The organism is Allobosea sp. NPDC055594 (genome assembly GCF_053618995.1).
Genome location: NZ_JBSHIO010000004.1, coordinates 396,594 through 416,875, shown reverse-complemented (window position 1 = coordinate 416,875; position 20,282 = coordinate 396,594). Strand labels below are relative to the sequence as shown.

Here is a 20,282-nt window from a genome sequence, read left to right as displayed (position 1 = left end):
GCATACGGATCATGATTGATCCGGCGCCCTGCTTGGGGCATCGCTCACACGGTCATTCGCCTTAACCCCTGCCCATCCCACGATGCGGAGGGCTCATGCCGGAGCCTGTCATGCCCTCACCCCTGATCGCGCTCGACTGGGGCACGACCCGCGCCCGCGCCTTCCTGATCGGCGAGGACGGCGATGTGCTGGACAAGCGCAGCGCCGATCGCGGTATCCAGTCGGTGCCGGCAGGCGGCTTCCCCGCCGCCTTCGAGGCGATCGCCGGTGATCTGCGCCGGGCCAATCCGGAGGCCGCCATTCTGCTCGCCGGCATGGTCGGCAGCCGCAATGGCTGGATCGAGGCGCCCTATGTCGCCTGCCCGGCGAGCCCGGCTGAGATCGCCGCCGCAGGCCTGCGCGTGACGCTCGACGACGGCACCGCCGCGACCGTGCTGCCCGGCCTCTCCTGTGACGAGGGCGCCTTCGACGTGATGCGCGGCGAGGAGACGCTGGTCGTCGGGCTCGGCCTCGGCGACGGCATCGCCTGCCTGCCGGGCACGCATTCGAAATGGGCGCAGGTCGAGGGCGGCCGCATCACCCGCTTCGCCAGCTTCATGACCGGCGAGGTCTATGGTCTCCTGCGCGAGCATTCGATCCTGTCGCGGCTCGCGGTCGAACCAGCCGAGGAAGACGCCGTCGAAGGTGCGCGCCGCGGCCTTGCCGCCGCCGCGCGGCCGGGCGGTCTGCTCAACGCGGCCTTCGCCGCCCGCTCCGAAGTACTGGCCGGGCGAATGAGCGGCGGGGCCGTCGGCCCCTATCTCTCCGCGCTTCTGGTCGCGCAGGAGATCGCCGGAGCCCGCGCCCTGTTCGGTGGCCTAGACAACCTGCACCTCGTCGCCGACGGCGTCCTTGCCCGGAGCTATGGCCGGGCGCTCGCGGCCGCGGGGCTCGATCATCAGCTCGTCACGCCGGAAGCCGCCTTCGTCGCCGGCGTGGCGCGCCTCGCTGCGGATCTGCCGGCGTGATCGTCGTCTTCGGATCGCTCAATCTCGATCTGGTGACGCCGGTCGAGCGTCTGCCCGGCCCCGGTGAGACCGTGCTCGGCCCGGGCTATGCCCTCCATCCCGGCGGCAAGGGTGCCAACCAGGCACTGGCTGCGCGCCGAGCCGGTTCCACGGTCGTGCTCGTCGGTGCCGTTGGCCGCGACGCCTTCGCCGATCTCGCAGTGGAATTGCTCGCCGCCGACGGCGTCGACCTGACTCATCTCGCCCGCGTCGTCGCGCCGACCGGCGCCGCCTTCATCGCCGTCGATGCGCAGGGCCAGAACCAGATCGTCGTCGCTGCCGGGGCCAATGCGCAGGCGAGCGCCGACGCGGTGGCGGCGATGGCATTGGGCGAGGACGACCTCCTGCTGCTCCAGCGCGAGGTACCCGAGCCGGAATGTGTTCGCGCGGCACAGGCCATGCGCGCGGCCGGCGGGCGCGTGATCCTCAATCTCGCCCCGGCCGGCGTGCCGGCTCAGGAACTGCTCGGCCTGACCGATATCCTGATCGCCAACGAGCACGAGGCGGCGCTGCTGTCGCAGGGCCTCGGCTGGGAGGAGAGCGCGCCGGACGCGATCGCGCAGCGGCTCGATGCCGAGCGCGGCATCGCCTGTATCGTCACGCTCGGAGCAGACGGCGCCGTCGGCTGGTATGGCGGGGTTCGCCGCCGGCTTGCGGCGCCGGAGGTCGCGGTGGTCGACACCGTCGCCGCCGGGGATAGTTTCGTCGGCGCTTTCGCCGCGGCGTTGCAGGCCGGCTTCGGCTTTTCGGGCGCATTGCAGCGTGGTCTCGCCGCCGGCTCGCTCGCCTGTACGCTCGCCGGTGCGCAGCCCAGCGTGCCGCGCCGCGAAGCGATCGAGGCGCTGGTCGGGCAGGGTTTCCTGTAGATTCGTCGCGATCGGCTTCCGCGACGGTTAAGCCTGTCGCACCGTCAAGGGCCCTGCAGGGTGCCGTGGCGCGCCGGATTCATGCTTCGTCAGCACTCTGCGCGGCTATCTCGCCCGGGAAACGCGCGAAAGGATGTTGGATGGCGCCGCGGCCGATCTTCTGGTCCCTGGGCATGGCCGGCGCCGCCGGATTTCTGGCGCTGAACTACGCCGGTGATCTCGACCAGATGTCACGGGCCGAGCCGCTGCTCGCCGCGGCCGCTCCGGAGCGCCCGGCTGCCAGCGCCGGTGAGCGCCGCTCGCTGGCGATCAATGCCGATTATCGCGGCCACTACATCGTCCATCCCTCGATCGACAACTACCGCGTCAAGATGATGGTCGATACCGGCGCGAGCTTCATCGCGCTGACCGATGCCGATGCACGGGCGCTGGGCGTCAGGCCGGAGCGCTCGGCCTATACCTACGCTCTCAGCACCGCCAATGGCGTCGTCCGGGGCGCGCAGGTCAGGCTGCGCGAGGTCCGGCTCGGCGAGATCATGGTCCGCGATGTCGAGGCGGTGGTGCTGCCGGCGGGGGCGCTCCGCATGAGCCTGCTCGGCACCTCTTTCCTCCGCAGGCTTTCGGGCTACGAAGTCCAGGGCGGCCGGATGGTTCTGCGCGGTTGAGAGTGCCGGTTTCCATCGCCATTCCGTTAGGCTATGCCCGGCTTGCGTCCCTGCCCTGTCATGCTCAGGCTGCATTCATGTAGCCTGTGGCCTTTCCGCTCAGCATGTCTCCTGCGGGCTCTGCCTGGCCCGCTTTCCTCGAAGATGGATGGCCCGATGTTTCCGAAGCCGCTGCCCGAGCTTTTCCCGAACACCTTCGACTATGAATCGCTGCCGATGGTGAAGCCGACCGGCTTCCGCGAATACGATGCACGCTGGTTCTTCGGGAAAGAGCTCAATCTGATGGGCGTCCAGGCCGTCGGCATGGGGCTCGGCACGCTGATCAGGCGCATGGGCGTCAAGCCCGAGATCGTTACCGCGCATGATTTCCGCAGCTATTCCTCCTCGATCAAGATGGCGCTGGTCACCGGCCTGATGGCGGCCGGCTGCAAAGTCCATGATATCGGCCTCGCCATGTCGCCCATGGCCTATTTCGCCCAGTTCGAGCTCGACGTGCCCTGCGTCGCCATGGTCACCGCCTCGCATAACGACAATGGCTGGACCGGCATCAAGATGGGCGCCCAGCGTCCTGTCACCTTCGGCCCGGACGAGATGGGCCAGCTGCGCGACATCGTGCTCGCGGGCGACTTCGACCTGCCGGGCGGCGGCTCCTATCAGTTCGTGCCCGATTTTCCGGCACGCTACATCGCCGATCTGACCAACCGTCCGAAGATCAAGCGCAAGCTCAAGGTCATCGCCGCCTGCGGCAACGGCACTGCCGGCGCCTTCGCGCCGCAGATCCTGGAGGCGCTCGGCTGCGAGGTCATCCCGATGGATGCCGAGCTCGACCACACCTTCCCGCGCTATAATCCGAACCCCGAAGACATGAAGATGCTGCACGCCATGGCCGATGCCGTGAAGCAGCATGGCGCCGATGTCGCGCTCGGATTCGATGGCGACGGCGACCGCTGCGGCGTCGTCGACAATCATGGCGAGGAGATCTTCGCCGACAAGATCGGCGTGATGCTGGCGCGCGATCTCGGCAGGCTCAATCCGGGCGCGCAATTCGTCGTCGACGTCAAGTCGACCGGTCTGTTCTCGACCGATCCGGAGCTGCAGAAGCTCGGCGTCAAGACCGATTACTGGAAGACCGGCCACTCCTATATCAAGCGCCGGGTGCGTGATCTCAACGCGCTCGCCGGCTTCGAGAAGTCGGGCCACTTCTTCTTCAACGCGCCGGTCGGCCGTGGCTATGACGACGGCGTCGTCACCGCCATCGCCGTGATCGACATGCTCGACCGCAATCCGGGCAAGTCGATGGCCGAGCTCTACGCCGCCGTGCCCAAGACCTGGGGCACGCCGACCATGGCGGCGAAATGCGCCGACGAGATCAAGTACGGCGTCAGCGACAAGATCACCCAGCGAATCCAGGCGATGCAGGCGGCGGGCGAGAAGATCGCCGGGCAGAAGATCGTCGACGTCATCACCGTCAACGGCGTTCGCGTCGTCAACGAGGATGGGACCTGGGGCCTGATCCGCGCCTCCTCGAACAAGCCCGAGCTGGTCGTCGTCTGTGAGAGCCCGGTCTCGGAAGCGCGCATGCGCGAAATGTTCAAGGCGATCGACGGCGTGCTGCGCGAGAACCCGGAAGTCGGCGCCTATAACCAGACGATCTGAGCGGCTTAGCCGCTTGCTCTCCCGCAGATCCGCTGAAAAGCCGGGTCTGCGGGTACGCCGCTGCGGCCGGGCGGGCCTTTGAGCCCGTCCGAGCTAGAATAACGAACCCGAGCATTCCAGCGCTTCAACGGATGCGGACATGTCTTGGCGCGGCTCTCGCCGCCCGGTGCGTGCTTCGGGAACGCGCCTCTCCCGGAAGCCGAGAATTCCTATGGCATCGGACCGAAAAGTGGACTCCACTTTTCCGAAAACTCCGATGCGATAACACTGAGATAGATCATCGTGATCGCGTCCGATCGGACGCGCGGCGATCTAGCGCTTATCGTCCGTCGCCGCGGCGTTGCGGGCCTTGTTCTGACCGCCGACCTCGTCGAAGAAGCGCTTGACGTCGCCGAGCTGCGCCGCAGGCTGGCATTCCGGCGTGCAGGAATAGCTTTCACGCTCGAGACCGCGCTGCACGGTCAGGATCGAATCCGAGGCCGCGCGGACCCGCACGAAGGATTCCGCCAGCAGCGCACCATTGGCATCGAGCGCGATCAGATTGGTCACGCCGAAGCTCTTGCCGGTGACCACCATCACGCCATTGCGCTGGACCGTGACATCCGCGATCGCGGGATTGCCGACGATCACGGTCTGCGCCTTTTCGGGCAGGCGGACCACCTTGGCGTGATCGACGGTGACGACCACCGCGCCCTGCTGGCTCTCGGCCGGGGCTGCGGCCGGGGCTGGCGCGGGACGAGTCTGTGCGATTGCGGTGGAGAAGACGGTGCCGCCGGCCGCGATGGCGGCGATGAGGACAAGCCGCGAGGCGGTCATCGCAATCAACATGGTGGCGCCCCAAGGTTTCCAACGGGTCGAGCAAAGCCGAAAATGATGAATCAATCCCTAAAAAGGCGATCTGGCGCGGGCGGACAGGCCCCATTCCTGGAGCAAGGCTTTGGACAATGTGCCAGAATTGGGAGGGGCGCCCCCCGAACGGAGACAGAAATAAAGTCGTCAGCTTGGGAGAGGGTCCGCAAATACTGTAATAAGTAAATTTGTAGCAATATTTATACGCATATTTAACCGTGGATTTGAGATAGGGCTGTGTTAACCATCCAAGAAGCGCCCGGAAAATTTGCCGAATTCTTGAGTCACTTTAACTGATCAGCAATGCGAGCTGTGTAGCTTCGCAATTGTCGCTGACCGAAGCCGATCCAGAGCAAGGCAGCAGTCAAACCGTGGTGCAAAAGGAGACTATCATGACCAAGTTTTTCGCTCGCTTCGCCAAGGACGAATCCGGCGCGACCGCCATCGAGTACGGCCTGATCGCCGCCCTGATCGCCGTCGTCGCCATTGCCGGCATGGAAGTGGTCGGTACCAACCTGCTCGCCAAGTTCAACGAAATCGCGGGCAAGCTCGTCTGATACTGTCGGGCTGACAAGCCCGGCCAGTTACGATCTGTCGAGACGCCCCGGAGAAATTCCGGGGCGTTCTCATTTCAAGAACCTCTGCGACGCCGGCGGTAAGCCTTTGGTCAGCCCGTTGCCGCAGTATCCCAGCCGAACGCTGAAACCGGGTGGATGCCATGTCGCTGCCGCTGATCGCCGTCCTCGTCATCTTCCCCGCCGCGATGGCCTATGCCGCGGCTAGCGACATCGTCACGATGACGATCTCGAACCGGCTCTGCCTGCTGCTGGTCGCGGCCTTCGCGCTCTGCGCCGCCAGCCTCGGCCTGAGCTGGCCCCAGATCGGCTCGCATGTCGCCGCCGGGCTTCTCGTACTCCTGTTCGGCATCCTCCTGTTCGCGGCCGGCTGGGTCGGCGGCGGCGACGCCAAGCTCGTGGCTGCCACGGCGCTCTGGTTCGGCTTCGAACCATTGCTGTCCTATCTGCTGGTGACGGCGATCGCCGGAGGGGTGCTGACGCTGCTTCTGTACCAGCTGCGGCAGGCGCCACTGCCGGGCAGGGCCGAGAACTGGGCCTGGGCGAAGCGGCTGCATGGCGTTCAGCAAGGCGTGCCCTATGGCGTGGCGCTGGCCTTCGGCGCGCTCGCGGTTCTCCCGCAAACTGCGATCTGGCGGGCTGCGATCGGTGTTTGAGCAGGGATCGGCGGCTTCCAGCGGAAGGCGCCGGCAAAAAGATACGTACGGTTAACCATAAGTTGACGATTCCGGCGGCACGATCGGTCTGAGGGCTGGCTCGTGCTGGCCGAGGATCGCCAGCCATGAGTCCCGCCAGAATCGTCATCCTCGCAGTCGCGCTGGTCGCCGGGCTGGGCGCTGCGTTGCTGATCAATCGCCCCCCCAAGATCACCAGCCCGTCGGTGACCAAATACGAACCGGCGCCGACGGTCGAGGTCCTGGTCGCAGCCGCGGATGTTCCGCTCGGCAATCGGCTGGCCGCCAGCGATCTGCGCTGGATCGCCTGGCCGCTGGCCAGTCTGCCGACTGGCGTGATCCGGCGTCAGGATGCACCCGAGGGCGAGGCGGAGTTCGTCGGCCAGGTCGCGCGGGCGCAGCTCTTCGGCGCCGAGCCGATCCGCCGCGAAAAGCTGATCCGCACCGATGGCTCGGGTTTTCTCTCCGCCATCCTCCCCGCGGGCAAGCGCGCCATCGCCATCACCACCGAGCGAAGCGGCGCCAACACCGCCGGCGGCTTCATCCTGCCCAATGATCGCGTCGACGTGATCCGCACCAGCCGCGACGACAGCAACAACAGAGACGGCTCGGCGCCCATCAGCGAGGCAGTGCTGGTCAATGTCCGTGTTCTGGCGATCGGCCAGAACGTCCAGGAAAAGAACGGCGAGAAGGTCGTGGTGGGCGAGACCGCGACCCTGGAGCTCGACCCGCATCAGGTCGACATCGTCGCGCTCGCCCAGAAGACGAGCTCGCTCTCGCTGGCGCTGCGCAGCCTCCAGGATGCGGGCGAACTGAGCCCCCCGACCACCGAAGGCGGGATGACCCTCGTGCGCTACGGCGTCACCAGCAAGGGCGTGAAGCCATGATCCCCGCCAGCACCGATTTTCGTCTCCGTCGCCCCGCCTTGCCGCGGCGGCGTTTCGCCCTGGCCTTGCTGCCGCTCGGCGCGCTGATCGCGGCCCCGGCGGCGCTGGCGCAGAGCAAGGGCGCCGCCCCGGTGCTCAATGTCGGGGCCAGCGAGCATGCGATCTCGCGCCGGCTCGACCTTTCGATCGGACGCTCGCTGATCGTGGAGCTGCCGCGCGACGCCAAGGAAGTCTTCGTCGCCAATCCCAAGGTCGCCAATGCCGTCGTGCGTTCGGCCCGCAAGCTCTTCGTGATCGGCATGGCCGATGGCTCGACCTCGATGTTCGTGATGGATGCCGAGGGCAGGCAGATCACGGCGCTCGAGATCGAGGTGGGGCGCGATCTCAATGTGCTGCGGCAGACCCTGCGCTCGGCCATGCCGCAGGCGCAGATCCAGGTGAAGCCGGCGGGCAATTCGATCCTCCTGGTCGGCAATGTCGCCAGCGCCTCCGAAGCGACGCAGGCCATGGACATCGCCAACGCCTTCGTCGGCATCTCCGGCGAGGGCACCAATGCCACCAGGGGCGCGGTCATCAATTCGCTGACCATTCGCGGCCGCGACCAGGTCATGGTCAAGGTCGTCGTTTCCGAGGTGTCTCGCAAGGCGATCAAGCAGCTCGGCATCAACTCGACGGGTGAATGGAAGCTCGGCAAGTTCAGCATCACGCCGTCGATCGACACGCCTTTCTCCTTGCAGCCGCAGCAGCTCGCGGCGACCGCGATCGGAGCCGGCGTCGGCAACTCCACCAATTTCACGCTGCGGGCGCTGGAGCGCGCCGGATTGTCGCGCGTGCTCGCCGAGCCGACCGTCACGGCGATCTCGGGTGAGAGTGCCAAGTTCACCGCGGGCGGCGAGGTGCCGATACCGAACGGCTATTCCTGTGACACGACCAATCGCTGCGTTCTGAACATCACCTACAAGCCGGTCGGGGTCTCTCTGAACTTCACGCCGATCGTGATGTCGGAAGGCAAGATCTCGATGCGGATCGCCACCGAAGTCACCGAGCTCGACTTCGAGAACCAGCTTCGCCTCAACCCGACCGAGACCACCGCGGTCAACGCCCCGGGCTTCCGGGTCCGCAAATCCGACACCACGGTCGAGCTGCCTTCCGGCGGCACGTTGGCGACGGCGGGCCTGATTCAGCGGGTGTCGCGCCAGGCGATCAACGGCCTGCCCGGCCTGATGAACATTCCGATCATCGGCACGCTGTTCCGTTCGCGCGACTATCAGCGCGAGGAGACCGAGCTGATGATCGCGGTGACGCCCTACATCGTGAAGCCGGTCGACCCCGGACAGCTCAACCGGCCGGACGACGGCTTCGTCGAGGCGCACGATGCCCAGACCGTGCTGATGGGACGGCTCAACAAGATCTACGGAACGACCAGTGGCGGGCCTGTGCCCCAGGCCTATCGCGGCCGTGTCGGCTTCATCGCCGATTGAGGGCGGCGGCCATGCATCTGCAAGGGATGGTGAGCGTGACGACAGAGGACAGAACCAGGATGTGTCGCCGCAGCCCGGCAGGTCTGCTTTCCGTGCTCGCGACCGTGCTCGCCCTGGGGGCCTGCGCCAAGGGCGACCTGACGGCGGGTGGCGCTCCTTTCGATACGCGCGAGCGCCATCCGATCGTGCTGCGCGACGCTCCGCGCTCGCTCGATGTCTTCGTCGGCCGCGCCGGCGGCGGGCTCGATCCGCGTCAGGCCGATGACGTCACCCGCTTCGGCCAGGACTATCGCCGCAGTGGCCGCGGCGGCCTGGTTGCCGAGGTGCCGACCGGCTCCGGGCGCGAGCTCGCCGCGCGTGACACGCTCGACGGCATTCGCCGCTCGTTGGCGCAGGCCGGCGTGTCCCAGGGGGCGCTCCAGGTCAGGACTTATCCGGTTGCCGATCCCGGCCTCGCCTCGCCGATCCGCCTGACCTATGCCTCACTGCAGGCCGGGTTGCCGCATTCCTGTGGGCAATGGCCGGAGGATGCCGGCGTCTCGAGCTACAAGACCGACGCCTCGAACGAGCCGCTGTGGAATTTTGGCTGCTCGACGCAGGCCAATCTCGCCGCGCAGGTCGCCGATCCGCTCGACCTCGTCCGCGCCCGCGGCGAAGGTCGGCTCGACACCCAGAAGCGCATGGAAGCGATCAAGAAGCTGCGCGAGGGCAAGGATCCCTCGACCCTTTATCGCCAGGAGCAGACTGCGATCAGCACAGCCGTCGGAGGCAAGTGATGGCAGCTGGACCGCTTCACGAGACGGAAATGCCCGGCGAGGAGATCATCGCACCGCTGCCGCGCATCACCTTGCAGGCCTTCTGCGAGACGCAGGAAGTCGCTGCCGCGATGCAGGCGGTGACGGCCGACCGGCGTATGGACAAGGCGCAGACCCGCATTCAGATGGGAGGGCCGGCTGCGGCCGTGGAAGCGTTCCGCGCCGCGCCTACGCCGAACGTCATCGTCCTGGAGACGGTCACCGAGCCGGGGCGGCTGATCGCCAGCCTCGATGCGCTTGCCGAAAGCTGCGATCCGGGCACCAAGGTCGTCGTCATCGGCCATGTCAACGATGTTCAGCTCTATCGCGACCTGATCCGCCGTGGCGTCAGCGACTATCTGATCGCCCCGCTCGGCGTGCTCGACGTGCTGCGGACCTTGTCCGAGCTCTACGCCACGCCCGGCGCCCAGACGCTCGGGCGCACCATCGCCGTGGTCGGGGCCAAGGGCGGCGTCGGCTCGTCGACCGTGGCGCATAACCTCGCCTGGGCGATCGGCCGCAATCTCGGCGCCTCGACCGTGATCGCCGACCTCGACATCGCCTTCGGTACGGCCGGGCTCGATTTCAATCAGGATCCGCCGCAGGGGGTTGCCGAGGCGGTGTTCGCGCCCGAGCGCCTCGACGCGAACATGCTCGACCGGCTGCTCTCGCGCTGCAGCGAGAATCTCGCTCTGCTCGCTGCGCCCGCCGTGCTCGATCGTACCGTCGATCTCGGCGAGGATGCGCTCGACCTGTTGCTCGACCTGCTGCGCGCGAGCGTTCCCTGCATCGTGCTCGACGTGCCGCATCTCTGGACGGGTTGGGCAAAACGCACCCTGATCGGGGCCGATGAGGTCGTGATCGTCGCGGCTCCGGAGCTGGCTTCGCTGCGCAATGCCAAGAACATGATGGATCTGCTGCGCGCCGCACGGCCGAACGATTCCGTGCCGCGGCTGATCCTCAACCAGGTCGGTCTCGCCAAGCGGCCGGAGATCGATGCCGCCGAATTCGCCAAGGCGCTCGGCGTCGAGGTCCTGAATGCGATCCCCTTCGACGCGCAGCTCTTCGGTACCGCTGCCAATAACGGCCAGATGGTCGCGGAGGTCCAGTCCGGCGGCAGGGCCGCCGAGGCCTTCATCCAGATCGCGATGGCGCTGACCGGGCGCGGCGAGGCCAAACGCAGCAAGCGCAGCCTGCTCGAGCCGCTGGTTGCCAAGCTGATGCGCCGGAAGGCCTGAGATGTTCGGCAAGAGAACCGCGATCCAGCTGGTCACCCCGGCCAAGGCGGCTCCCACCGCGACGGCTGTCCGGGTGGCCGAAGCCCGGCCTGGGACGGTCGAGGCCCGCCGGCCGCCGCCGCCGGCCCCGGTCGAGTCGGTCAAGTCCGACGAATACTACCAGATGAAGAGCATGATCTTCGGTGCTCTCATCGAGGCGATCGATCTCTCCCAGCTCGCCAAGCTCGATGGCGAATCGGCGCGCGAGGAGATCCGTGACATCATCAACGAGATCATCTCGCTGAAGAATGTCGTGCTCTCGATCGCCGAGCAGGAGGAGCTGCTCGACGACATCTGCAACGACGTCCTCGGCTACGGGCCGCTGGAGCCGCTGCTGGCACGCGACGACATCGCCGACATCATGGTCAATGGCGCGAGCCGGACCTTCATCGAGACCGACGGCAAGATCCAGCTCACCAATATCCGCTTTCGCGACAATGCGCAGTTGATGAACATCTGCCAGCGCATCGTCAGCCAGGTCGGCCGGCGCGTCGACGAGAGCTCGCCGATCTGCGACGCCCGTCTCGCCGATGGCTCGCGCGTCAACGTCATCGCGCCGCCGCTCGCCATTGACGGGCCGGCGCTGACCATCCGCAAGTTCAAGAAGGACAAGCTGACGCTGGACCAGCTGGTCCGCTTCGGCGCGATCGCGCCGCCCGGCGCCGAGATTCTCAAGATCATCGGCAAGGTCCGCTGCAATCTGGTGATCTCGGGCGGCACAGGCTCCGGCAAGACGACGCTGCTGAACTGTCTGACCAACTATATCGAGCATGACGAGCGCGTGATCACCTGCGAGGACGCGGCGGAGCTGCAATTGCAGCAGCCGCATGTCGTGCGTCTCGAAACCCGCCCGCCCAATCTCGAGGGTACCGGTGCGGTCACCATGCGCGATCTCGTCAAGAACTGCCTGCGCATGCGGCCCGAGCGCATCATCGTCGGCGAGGTGCGCGGGCCCGAGGCCTTCGACCTGCTGCAAGCGATGAACACGGGTCATGACGGCTCGATGGGCACGCTGCACGCCAACACGCCGCGCGAATGCCTGAGCCGTATCGAATCGATGATCACCATGGGTGGCTTCAGCCTGCCCTCGAAGACCCTGCGCGAGATGATCTGCTCCTCGATCGACGTGATCATCCAGGCGCAGCGCATGCGCGACGGTTCGCGCCGGATCACCCATATCACCGAGGTGATGGGCATGGAGGGCGACGTCATCATCACCCAGGACCTGATGGTCTTCGACGTGCTGGGCGAGGACCCGAACGGCAAGCTGATCGGCCGCCACCGCTCGACCGGGATCGGCCGGCCGCGCTTCTGGGAGAGGGCACGCTATTTCGGCGAGGAGCAACGCCTGGCCACGGCCCTCGATGAACTCGAGGGCCAGAACGACGCCGGCATGGCGTAACCGGGGGAGCGGGGCAACGCCATGGATCTTGGGCTGATCGCTGCCGTCATCCTCGCCGCCATCTCGGCGGGCGGCGTCGCCTATGCGTTGTTCTACCCCTCGCTCAGCGGCCAGGCTCGGGTCGAGCGGCGGCTCAAGGAGTTCGCGACTCCGGTGATCACGCGCAGCGCAGCAGAGCGCGAAGCGCAGAATCGCGCCAAACGCGGCCAGGTAGCGCAAAGCCTGAAGGATATCGAAAAGCGCGAGAAAGCCCGCAACAAGGCGACGCTCGAAGTCAGGATTCAACAGGCCGGGCTGAGCTGGTCGCGCCGGCAATACTTCATCTTTGCCGCCGTGATGGGCCTTGTCTGCGGCCTGCTCGCGCTGGTGGCGTCCGGCAAGGGCGTGCTCGGTGTCGTCGGCCTGTTCGTCGGCCTTTTCGGCGTGCCTTCCTTCTTCCTCAACCAGCGCCGCAAGAAGCGCCTGAAACGTTTCTCGAACGAGTTTCCCAATGCGCTCGACGTCATCGTACGCGGCATCAAATCGGGCCTGCCTTTGAACGACTGCCTGCGCATCATCGCCAATGAAGCGCAGGAGCCGGTCAAGACCGAGTTTCGCCTGATCGTCGAGGCGCAGGCGCTGGGCCTCGCCCTGAGCGATGCTGCCGCCAAGCTGTTCGAGCGCATGCCCTGCCCCGAGGCCAACTTCTTCGGCATCGTACTGGCGATCCAGCAGAAGACCGGCGGCAACCTCGCCGAGACCTTGGCCAATCTCTCCCGCGTCATTCGCGAGCGCCGCAAGATGCGCGACAAGATCGCGGCGGTCTCGATGGAGGCCAAGGCTTCGGCGGCGATCATCGGCAGCCTGCCGGTCGTCGTCGCGCTGCTCGTCTATGTGACGAGCCCCCGTTACATCGAGCAGCTCTGGCTGACCTCGACCGGCCAGGTTGCGCTGCTGGGCGCGGCGGTCTGGATGACGATCGGGATCCTGGTGATGAAGAAAATGATCAATTTCGATATCTGAGGCGACAGAACATGGTTGCGCTCCTCATCGAGAAGGTCACCGACCTCAACTTCATGCTGGCCCTATTGGGCGGGCTGGCCGTGGCCGCGACGGTCGTCATGGTCGGCACCCCCCTGGTCGAGGGCAATGTTCTTGGCAAGCGGATGAAGAGCGTCGCGACCGAGCGCGACAAAATCCGCGCCCGCGAACGCGATCGGCTGGCGCGCCAAGGCGACAAAATCTCGCTGCGGCAGGAGCCGAAGGAGTTCATGCGCCGCACCGTCGAGCAGTTCAAGCTCGGCGACTGGCTCGGCACGGAGCATGCCAAGAAGCAGCTCGCCATGGCCGGCTTTCGCGGCCAGCAGGCGGAGATCGGCTTCCTGTTCTTCCGGGCGGTCACGCCGGTAGGGCTTTTCCTGTTCGCACTGTTCTACGTCTCCTTCGTCAACAGTTTCGGGCTGTCGCAGGTTAATCGGATCGCGGTTGCGATCGGTGCGGCCTATCTCGGCATCAAGGCCCCGGAAATCTATCTCTCCAACGCGACCAGCAAGCGTCAGCTCTCGATGCGGCTGGCCTTTCCGGACGCGCTCGACCTGCTGTTGATCTGCGTCGAGGCGGGCATGTCGATCGAGCTCGCCTTTCGCAAGGTCTCCACCGAGATCGGAGGCCAGTCGGTGCCGCTGGCCGAGGAGTTCGCGCTGTGCACGGCGGAGCTCTCCTATCTCGCCGAACGTCGACAGGCCTATGAGAATCTGGCGGCGCGCACCGGGCTCGAAACGGTGAAATCGGTCTGCACGGCCCTGATCCAGGCCGAGCGCTACGGCACGCCGCTCGGTACGGCCCTGCGGACGCTGGCTCAGGAAGGCCGCGACCAGCGCATGAACGAGGCCGAGAAGAAGGCCGCGGCCCTGCCGCCGAAGCTGACCGTGCCGATGATCCTGTTCTTTCTGCCGGTGCTGTTCATCGTGATCATGACCCCGGCCTTCATCAAGCTGGTCACCATGATGTGAGCCGGGCGGTGGCCGACGCCGTTTCACGTCGACCCCCGTTCAAGGTGAGGCTGGCGCCGAGCCGGGATGCGCGCGATGTTCTGAGCCGCCCTGGCTTTCGGCCCGGCTCTTCGCGAGGGCGCGGACCATGAAGCCCAGCCGCTCCCCGCATGATCGGACGGCCATCGGCAACGGCGCCGCAGGCCCGGATCGCGATCGGTTATGCTGACCGCCGCAGCGCACGCGCATAGCCCGCCGGCCTGAAGCGGCAGGCGAGGATCGCGACCAGGCCGATGGCCCCGGCGTGAACGAGCCAGCCGAACGAAAGACCGCCGGCTCGTTCGCCCAGGACGGCGATGATCCACGGAAAGCTGCCTGCGATCAGGAAACCACCGCCCTGCATGAAGGCCGAAAGGGCGCCTGCGTCGACCGGGTTCTCCAGATGGTCCAGCGCCACGACCATGAACAGCGAGAACGCGCCGCCCATACCGATGCCGATCACGATCGCCCAGAAGGCCGGGTTGAGCTCGGGGCGGAATGCGAGCCCGCAGAAACCCAGCAGCTGCAGTCCGAGCGACAGGACGATCCAGGGGCGCCGATCTAATCTCCTGGAGGCCAGCACGGGGATCGCGAGCGCGGCGATCGCCTGGCTGGTCGCCAGCGCAGCGAGAAGGCTGCCGCTGTCGGTGCTGCTCCAGCCCATCCGCTGATAATAGGGCGCGAGCCAGGCGACGATCGAGGCATAGCTGCCATTGACGATGCCGAAGCCGACCATCAGCAGCCAGGCTCGCGGCCGCGGCATCAGGTCCCGGAGTCCCAGTGTGCCGCTCGGGCCTCCGATGCTGGAGGGCAGGTGAAAGAAGGCGGCGGCCGCGGCCAGAACGGCGAAGGGCGCCATCCAGCCGAGACCGAGCCGCCAATTGCCGCTCGCCTCGGCGATCAGGGGCGATAATTGCGCGCCCACCGCGCCGCCGCCCATCAGGCAGGCCGAGAACAGCCCCATGGCGAAGGGCGTCCTATCGCGGAAATGCGCCTTGATGCGCCGCGGAAAGACCGCCTGGATGAGCGCCACGGACAGGGCGCAGAGCATCGTGGCGGCGATCAGGACGCTGCCGCTGTCGGTCAGCATCCGCCCGCCGGAAAACAGGCCGAGCGCGAGCAGCGCCCCGATGATGATCCAGCGGTCCTCGGCGATGTTTCTCTGAAGGGCGGGGCCGAGAAAGGCGCACAATCCCATCGCGGCCATCGACAGGCTGGCGAACAGGGGACAGGCCCTGATCGCCGAGCCCCGTTGCCGCCTGCATGTCCGAAGCCAGGGGAGCCACACCGGTGAGGAAGGGCCTGAGATTCAGGCCGATCAGCACGACCGCGAGATACATTTCAGCTCCTGAGGCACGCCCTGCGATCGCGGCGAAGGCAGCGATCGCAGGGTTCGCTCCGGCAGATCACCAGGCCGGAAGCGGGCGGTAGCGACGGTCGGCGACGGCATCGCTCACGAAGCGCGCGCCGGCCGTGGCTTCCTCCCGGAGCCTCTCGATGTCGATCGTCGGGAAGGCGCCGTCGGAATAGAGGACCTTGCCGGCGACGATCGTCGTCTTGACCTCGGCGCGCGAGGCATAGCGCAGCAGCTCGCTGGACAAATGCTGCGAGGCCATCATATGCGGCCCGCTGCCGTCGAGCACGACCATGTCGGCGGCCTTGCCGACCTCCAGCGAACCGATGAGATCGTCGCATCTCAGCACCGAGGCGGCCTCGATGGTCGCCATGTCGATGATCTCGCCAGCGGACAGGAATTCCGCATCATAGCCCGAAACGCCCCATTTGGCGCCGTGGATGAGCCAGGCGGCCCGCATGTTCACGAAGATGTCGTTGGCCTGGTTGTCGCAGCCGAGCGCGACGCGAATGCCCGAAGCCCGGAAGCGCGGCAGATTGGGGATCGCGTTGAGATTGGCGACGCATTCCACCGGGGAATGGGCGAGGCCGGCCTTGCCGCGGGCCAGGAGCTCGATCTCCTTCTCGCTCGCCAGCACGGCGTGGACCGCGACCAGATGCTCGTCGATGATGCCGAGCTCGGCGAGCTGCTCGACCGGGCGGCGCCCGAAGGTGGCGAGACAGAACTCGACCTCCTCGCGATCCCGCCCGATATGGACCTGGATGGTCGCGTCGTGCCGGCGCGCCAGCTCGGCACCGCCCTTGAAATAGGCCTCGGAGAAATTCATCAGCGCGGAGACGTTGACCGCCCCCCGGATCAGGCCGTCGCCGCGCGCCGGGTGCCGCTTCAGGAACGCCTCGGTCGCGATAAGTTCCTTTTCCGCCTGCCCTTCCCGCGCTTTGTACCAGGAGCGGTCCGCGATCTGGCTGTAGAGCGCCGCATGGTGGAAATCCTGGTCCGCCGCGCCGCGCGCCATCACGCAACGGATGCCGGTCTCCTCGATCGCCTCGACGATCGCCGGCTCATGTGCGGGGTTCAAGGTTCCCTCGCACATCGTCGTGATGCCGGATCGCAGCAGCTGCGCGGCGATGAGCCTGACGGTCGTGGCGGCCTGCTCCGGGTTCAGCGAACGCTGGGCCGGGCTGTAGATGCGCGGGATCATCGGCAGCTCGCCGCTGGTCAGCGAGCGGACGAAGCACTGGGTGCAATGCGTATGGGCGTCGATGAAGCCCGGCATGATGATGGAATGGGCGTCGCCGACGACCTGGTCGCAGCGGAAGCGCGAGGCGATCTCCTGCCGCGGACCGACGGCCAGGATGCGGCCGGCCCGCGAGACGGCCATGCCGTCATCGATGACCGTCCGGTCCTTGTCCATGGTGACGATGCGACCGCGCACCGCGAGGTCAACGCTCTCTAGCTCCACTTTTTCGGCCCTCTCGACACTAGACGATGAATGGTTCACCCGGCCGCAGGGTCTCGTAGGTCTGCGCGACCGTTTCCATGTGGGACATCACCGCCTGCCAGGCGGCATGCGCATCGCGCCGGGCGATCGCGTCGACGATCTCGCGGTGCTGCTCGCTGAAGAACGCCCTGCGATCGGGGCGGAGCACCGCACGGAGCATGGCTCCCCAGACGATTTTCTTGCGGGCCTGGTTGACGGTCTCGAACAGCTCGGTCGCGAGCGGATTCCCGCTGGCCTGGGCGATCGCCCGATGGAAGGCTTCGTCGAAGACCTCGTAGTCATCCATGTTCCTGGCCGCGGCACAGCGCCGGCAGCTGGCCTGGATCTCGGCGATCTGCGAGGGGGTGGCGTTCACGGCCGCGAGCGAGGCGAGCGATGGCTCGATCATCCGGCGGGCATCCAGGATGTGCCGCGGGCTGCAGAAGGCGGTGACGTCGGCCGCGAGCGGCTCGGCCTCGCTGCGTCGGCCACGGAACGTGCCGCGGCCGACATGGCGCCAGAGCGAGCCCTTCGCCTCGAGCCGCTCCAGGGCCTGTCTTATGGCGTGCCGGCTGACCTGAAAGCGCTCGGCGAGATCCCTTTCCGTGGGCAACTTCGCCCCCGTTCGATCTGCCGCCTCCGCCATCATCGCCTCAATGCCCTCTTCCAGGGCCGATCTAATCTCGTTCGTGATCCGCTGGCGAGTCATATTTGCAACCAATGATTTGCTTTGGTCGAGATCAGATGCTCAAGACTTGTTCGTAAAGTCAAGAATCTTTCGTAAGATTCATGGTTGACAGCCGCTGTTGCAGATATTCAAGTAGGCGCCAATAATTTGGCTGTGAGCAAAATCGCAACCAATAATGCAACCAATCCAACGGGGAACGGAGGTTGTCGCCATGGCAAACCGCAGCATGCTCGGCCTGGGCATGGCGCTGGTCGGACTGATCGCGCCGCAAATCGCAACCGCAGATTCGATCACGGTCGCCAATAATGGCGGCGCCGCCGGGGCCGGCTATCGCGAGGCCTATTACAAGCCTTTCACCGCCAAGACCGGGCACACGATCGTCGACGATCAGTTCAGCCAGGAGCTCGCGAAGATCCGCTCTCAGGTCGAGACGGGGATCGAGACCATCTGATAGGCCGTCAGGGGATCGATGACCCGGTCGGAGCGGTCCGTCAGCTTCGGCTCGGCCTGGCCTGCCCAGCGCGCCGCCGCGCAACCCGGGCAGCTCCGGCGATCATGCCGGAAAATCGTCCTGCCGTGCCTGTCCTGGATCCGGTCGACCAGTGTCGGGCGAATACGCTTGCCGCCATTCACCAGCATGGCGTAGGCGGCGGTCATGCGCATCACCGTCGTCTCGACCGCGCCCAGGGCGCCCGAAAGCACGAAAGGCATGTCGTCATAGACGCCGAAGCGCCGGGCATATTCGCCGACCAGCGGCATGCCGATATCCCTGGCGAGCCGCACCGTCATGAAATTCTTGGAACGCTGGATTCCGTTTCGCAGGGTCTGCGGACCGGTGCCGCCGGCCCGTCCGGCATTTCTCGGCCGCCAGGTGCCGAGACCAGCGCCCTGCTCGATTGCGACGGGCTCGTCCGGGATCAGGCTCGTGGGCGTGTAGCCATTGTCGAGCGCTGCCGCGTAGACGAAGGGCTTGAACACCGATCCCGGCTGACGAAGCGCCTGGGTCGCCCGGTTGAACTCGGACTGGTCGTGAGAGAACCCGCCGACCATTGCGAGAACCCGGCCGGAGAAGGGCTCCATCGCCACGATCGCACCATTGATCTGCGGAATCTGCCGTAGCCGGACGCGGGCCGGATCTTTCGCACCGGGCTCGACATAGACGACATCGCCCACCGACAGGAGCTGCGAGACGCGCGCGCGCCTGGTCCAGCGGATCCCATCCCTTGCGAGGGAGACGATACGGCGCTCGGCGCGCAGGTTTCCGGCGGCGTCGAGCAGGGGATGAAGTCCGATGCGGGCCGCATCGCCGGCGACCTTCAGCACCACGCCCAGGCGCCAGGGCGCCACGTCGCCCAGGACCTTGAGCGCGCCCAGCGCCTGCCCCCAATCGCCATCGCCGAGATCGAGCTTCTGAACCGGCCCACGCCAGCCCTTCGTCTCGTCATAGCGCACCAGCCCGTCGACCAGCGCCTTTCGCGCCATGAGCTGCAGTTCGGGGTCGACGGTGGCCCGGATCGACAGGCCGCCTTCGATGAGCTTCTTCTCGCCATAGCGATCCTGCACCTCGCGCCGGATCTCCTCGACGAAATAACCGGCGGCGATGTTGTTCGGCGAAACCGTATAGGGGGTGACGCCCAGGGGCTGCCGCTTGGCCTCCTCGCCAGCCGCATGCTGGACGTATCCGTTCTCCACCATCCGATCGATGACATAGTTGCGCCGCTCGATCGCGCGCTCGGGATTGCGGAAAGGGTGCAGGTCCGTCGGCGCCTTCGGCAGGGCGGCGAGATAGGCGGCCTCGCGAAGCTCGAGCTCGTGCACGGACTTGTTGAAGTAGTTCAATGCCGCAGCCGCGATGCCATAGCTGCCGCGGCCCGGGGTCGGCGCGCCGAGATAGATCGAGTTCAGATAGAGCTCGAGGATCTTCTCCTTCGAGTAGGCGCCTTCGATCCGCCGGGCGACGAGCGCCTCGCGGATCTTGCGCTCCAGGCTGGCCTGCGTTCCGACGAGAAAGTTCTTCGCGACCTGTTGCGTGATCGTCGAGGCGCCCTGCGGCCTTCGCCCGGAGCCGAAATTGCGCAGATTCGAGAGCGCGGCCCGGGCGAGACCGGTGAAGTCGATGCCGGAATGCCGGTAGAAATTCTTGTCCTCGGCCGAGATATAGGCCTCGATAACGCTTCGGGGGACAGCGGAGATCGGCAGATAGAGCCGCCATTCACGGGCGAACTCACCGATCAGGCGTCCGTCGGCAGCGTGAACCCGCGAGGTAACCGGAGGCTCGTAATCCTGCAGTTTTTCGAAGCCGGGCAAATCTCTAGAGTAATGCCAGATTATGAGTCCAGTTGCTGCAAAGCATGAAATTGCAATAACCGAAACAGCAGACGCTATACCGGCGATGAATCGAAGAATAATACGCATGATACGGGGTTGGTGCGAATAAAATGCGGCATAAATTTGAAACAATGTAAAAATATATATCTGATATTATGTGTAGATTGGATAACGAAGCCTTCGTGAGCGGCTGGGCTCGAACCGGTCTACGCTCGCAATGCCGTCGAAGCCGGCCATCTGCAGCCCGGCCT

18 protein-coding genes and 1 pseudogene are annotated in these 20,282 nt (G+C 66.1%); 14 read left to right on the top strand and 5 right to left on the bottom strand.

What is annotated here, in order from left to right:
* The first annotated feature begins 110 nt into the window (after positions 1-110).
* From ACWGRX_RS11495 to ACWGRX_RS11480, 4 genes are all read left to right on the top strand, one after another.
* Positions 111-1,007: a 2-dehydro-3-deoxygalactonokinase gene (locus ACWGRX_RS11495; RefSeq protein ID WP_291647986.1), complete on the top strand. Its 897-nt coding sequence runs from the start codon at positions 111-113 to the stop codon at positions 1,005-1,007.
* Complete coding sequence (locus tag ACWGRX_RS11490; RefSeq protein WP_452117643.1) at positions 1,004-1,912, top strand: ribokinase; 909 nt, start codon at positions 1,004-1,006, stop codon at positions 1,910-1,912. The genes ACWGRX_RS11495 and ACWGRX_RS11490 overlap by 4 nt, the downstream gene beginning before the upstream one ends.
* A gap of 140 nt (positions 1,913-2,052) precedes the next feature.
* Positions 2,053-2,577: a retropepsin-like aspartic protease family protein gene (locus ACWGRX_RS11485; protein WP_452117642.1), complete on the top strand. Its 525-nt coding sequence runs from the start codon at positions 2,053-2,055 to the stop codon at positions 2,575-2,577.
* 156 nt (positions 2,578-2,733) lie between these two features.
* Entirely contained in the window at positions 2,734-4,233 is a 1,500-nt protein-coding gene (locus tag ACWGRX_RS11480) for a phosphomannomutase/phosphoglucomutase (RefSeq protein WP_452117641.1), read from the top strand.
* A gap of 312 nt (positions 4,234-4,545) precedes the next feature.
* Here the strand turns inward: ACWGRX_RS11480 and ACWGRX_RS11475 are convergent, their stop codons facing one another.
* Positions 4,546-5,061 carry a pilus assembly protein N-terminal domain-containing protein gene (locus tag ACWGRX_RS11475; RefSeq protein WP_452117640.1) on the bottom strand — a complete coding sequence of 172 codons (516 nt, stop codon included), beginning with the start codon at positions 5,059-5,061 and terminating at the stop codon, positions 4,546-4,548.
* 413 nt (positions 5,062-5,474) lie between these two features.
* Between ACWGRX_RS11475 and ACWGRX_RS11470 the strand changes: the two genes are divergently transcribed.
* From ACWGRX_RS11470 to ACWGRX_RS11430, 9 genes are all read left to right on the top strand, one after another.
* A complete protein-coding gene (locus ACWGRX_RS11470) occupies positions 5,475-5,639 on the top strand; it encodes a Flp family type IVb pilin (protein WP_452117639.1) in 165 nt (54 codons plus the stop codon).
* Between the two features lie 161 nt (positions 5,640-5,800).
* Positions 5,801-6,313 (top strand): A24 family peptidase, encoded by a 513-nt coding sequence (locus tag ACWGRX_RS11465; RefSeq protein ID WP_452117638.1) that lies wholly within the window; start codon positions 5,801-5,803, stop codon positions 6,311-6,313.
* A 125-nt stretch (positions 6,314-6,438) separates the two neighbouring features.
* A complete protein-coding gene (cpaB, locus tag ACWGRX_RS11460) occupies positions 6,439-7,218 on the top strand; it encodes a Flp pilus assembly protein CpaB (RefSeq protein WP_291647994.1) in 780 nt (259 codons plus the stop codon).
* Positions 7,215-8,699, top strand: coding sequence for a type II and III secretion system protein family protein (locus tag ACWGRX_RS11455; protein ID WP_291647996.1), 1,485 nt, complete (start codon positions 7,215-7,217; stop codon positions 8,697-8,699). Before cpaB ends, ACWGRX_RS11455 begins: the two co-directional genes overlap by 4 nt.
* Before the next feature lie 59 nt (positions 8,700-8,758).
* The gene (locus ACWGRX_RS11450) at positions 8,759-9,475 is read left to right on the top strand and encodes a CpaD family pilus assembly protein (protein WP_452117637.1); all 717 of its coding nucleotides are present in this window, start codon (positions 8,759-8,761) and stop codon (positions 9,473-9,475) included.
* Entirely contained in the window at positions 9,475-10,731 is a 1,257-nt protein-coding gene (locus tag ACWGRX_RS11445; RefSeq protein ID WP_452117636.1) for an AAA family ATPase, read from the top strand. Before ACWGRX_RS11450 ends, ACWGRX_RS11445 begins: the two co-directional genes overlap by 1 nt.
* Position 10,732: 1 nt before the next feature.
* Entirely contained in the window at positions 10,733-12,172 is a 1,440-nt protein-coding gene (locus tag ACWGRX_RS11440) for a CpaF family protein (RefSeq protein WP_452117635.1), read from the top strand.
* A 21-nt stretch (positions 12,173-12,193) separates the two neighbouring features.
* Positions 12,194-13,174 carry a type II secretion system F family protein gene (locus ACWGRX_RS11435; protein ID WP_452117634.1) on the top strand — a complete coding sequence of 327 codons (981 nt, stop codon included), beginning with the start codon at positions 12,194-12,196 and terminating at the stop codon, positions 13,172-13,174.
* An 11-nt stretch (positions 13,175-13,185) separates the two neighbouring features.
* The gene (locus ACWGRX_RS11430; RefSeq protein ID WP_452117633.1) at positions 13,186-14,163 is read left to right on the top strand and encodes a type II secretion system F family protein; all 978 of its coding nucleotides are present in this window, start codon (positions 13,186-13,188) and stop codon (positions 14,161-14,163) included.
* A 199-nt stretch (positions 14,164-14,362) separates the two neighbouring features.
* On the opposite strand, the gene ACWGRX_RS11425 is transcribed toward ACWGRX_RS11430, so the two are convergent.
* The 3 genes from ACWGRX_RS11425 to ACWGRX_RS11415 form a co-directional block, all read right to left on the bottom strand.
* Positions 14,363-15,388: an MFS transporter gene (locus tag ACWGRX_RS11425; protein WP_452117632.1), complete on the bottom strand. Its 1,026-nt coding sequence runs from the start codon at positions 15,386-15,388 to the stop codon at positions 14,363-14,365.
* A gap of 199 nt (positions 15,389-15,587) precedes the next feature.
* Positions 15,588-16,970 (bottom strand): amidohydrolase family protein, encoded by a 1,383-nt coding sequence (locus tag ACWGRX_RS11420; protein WP_452117631.1) that lies wholly within the window; start codon positions 16,968-16,970, stop codon positions 15,588-15,590.
* Positions 16,971-17,016: 46 nt separating this feature from the next.
* Positions 17,017-17,724 carry a FadR/GntR family transcriptional regulator gene (locus ACWGRX_RS11415; protein ID WP_291640241.1) on the bottom strand — a complete coding sequence of 236 codons (708 nt, stop codon included), beginning with the start codon at positions 17,722-17,724 and terminating at the stop codon, positions 17,017-17,019.
* A 190-nt stretch (positions 17,725-17,914) separates the two neighbouring features.
* Between ACWGRX_RS11415 and ACWGRX_RS11410 the strand changes: the two genes are divergently transcribed.
* Positions 17,915-18,154 (top strand): hypothetical protein, encoded by a 240-nt coding sequence (locus tag ACWGRX_RS11410; protein WP_452117630.1) that lies wholly within the window; start codon positions 17,915-17,917, stop codon positions 18,152-18,154.
* Here ACWGRX_RS11410 and ACWGRX_RS11405 read toward each other — a convergent pair.
* Positions 18,139-20,118 (bottom strand): annotated as a pseudogene (locus ACWGRX_RS11405) (penicillin-binding protein 1A); the annotation flags it as partial. The gene ACWGRX_RS11410 and the pseudogene ACWGRX_RS11405 overlap by 16 nt on opposite strands.
* Positions 20,119-20,282 lie beyond the last annotated feature (164 nt).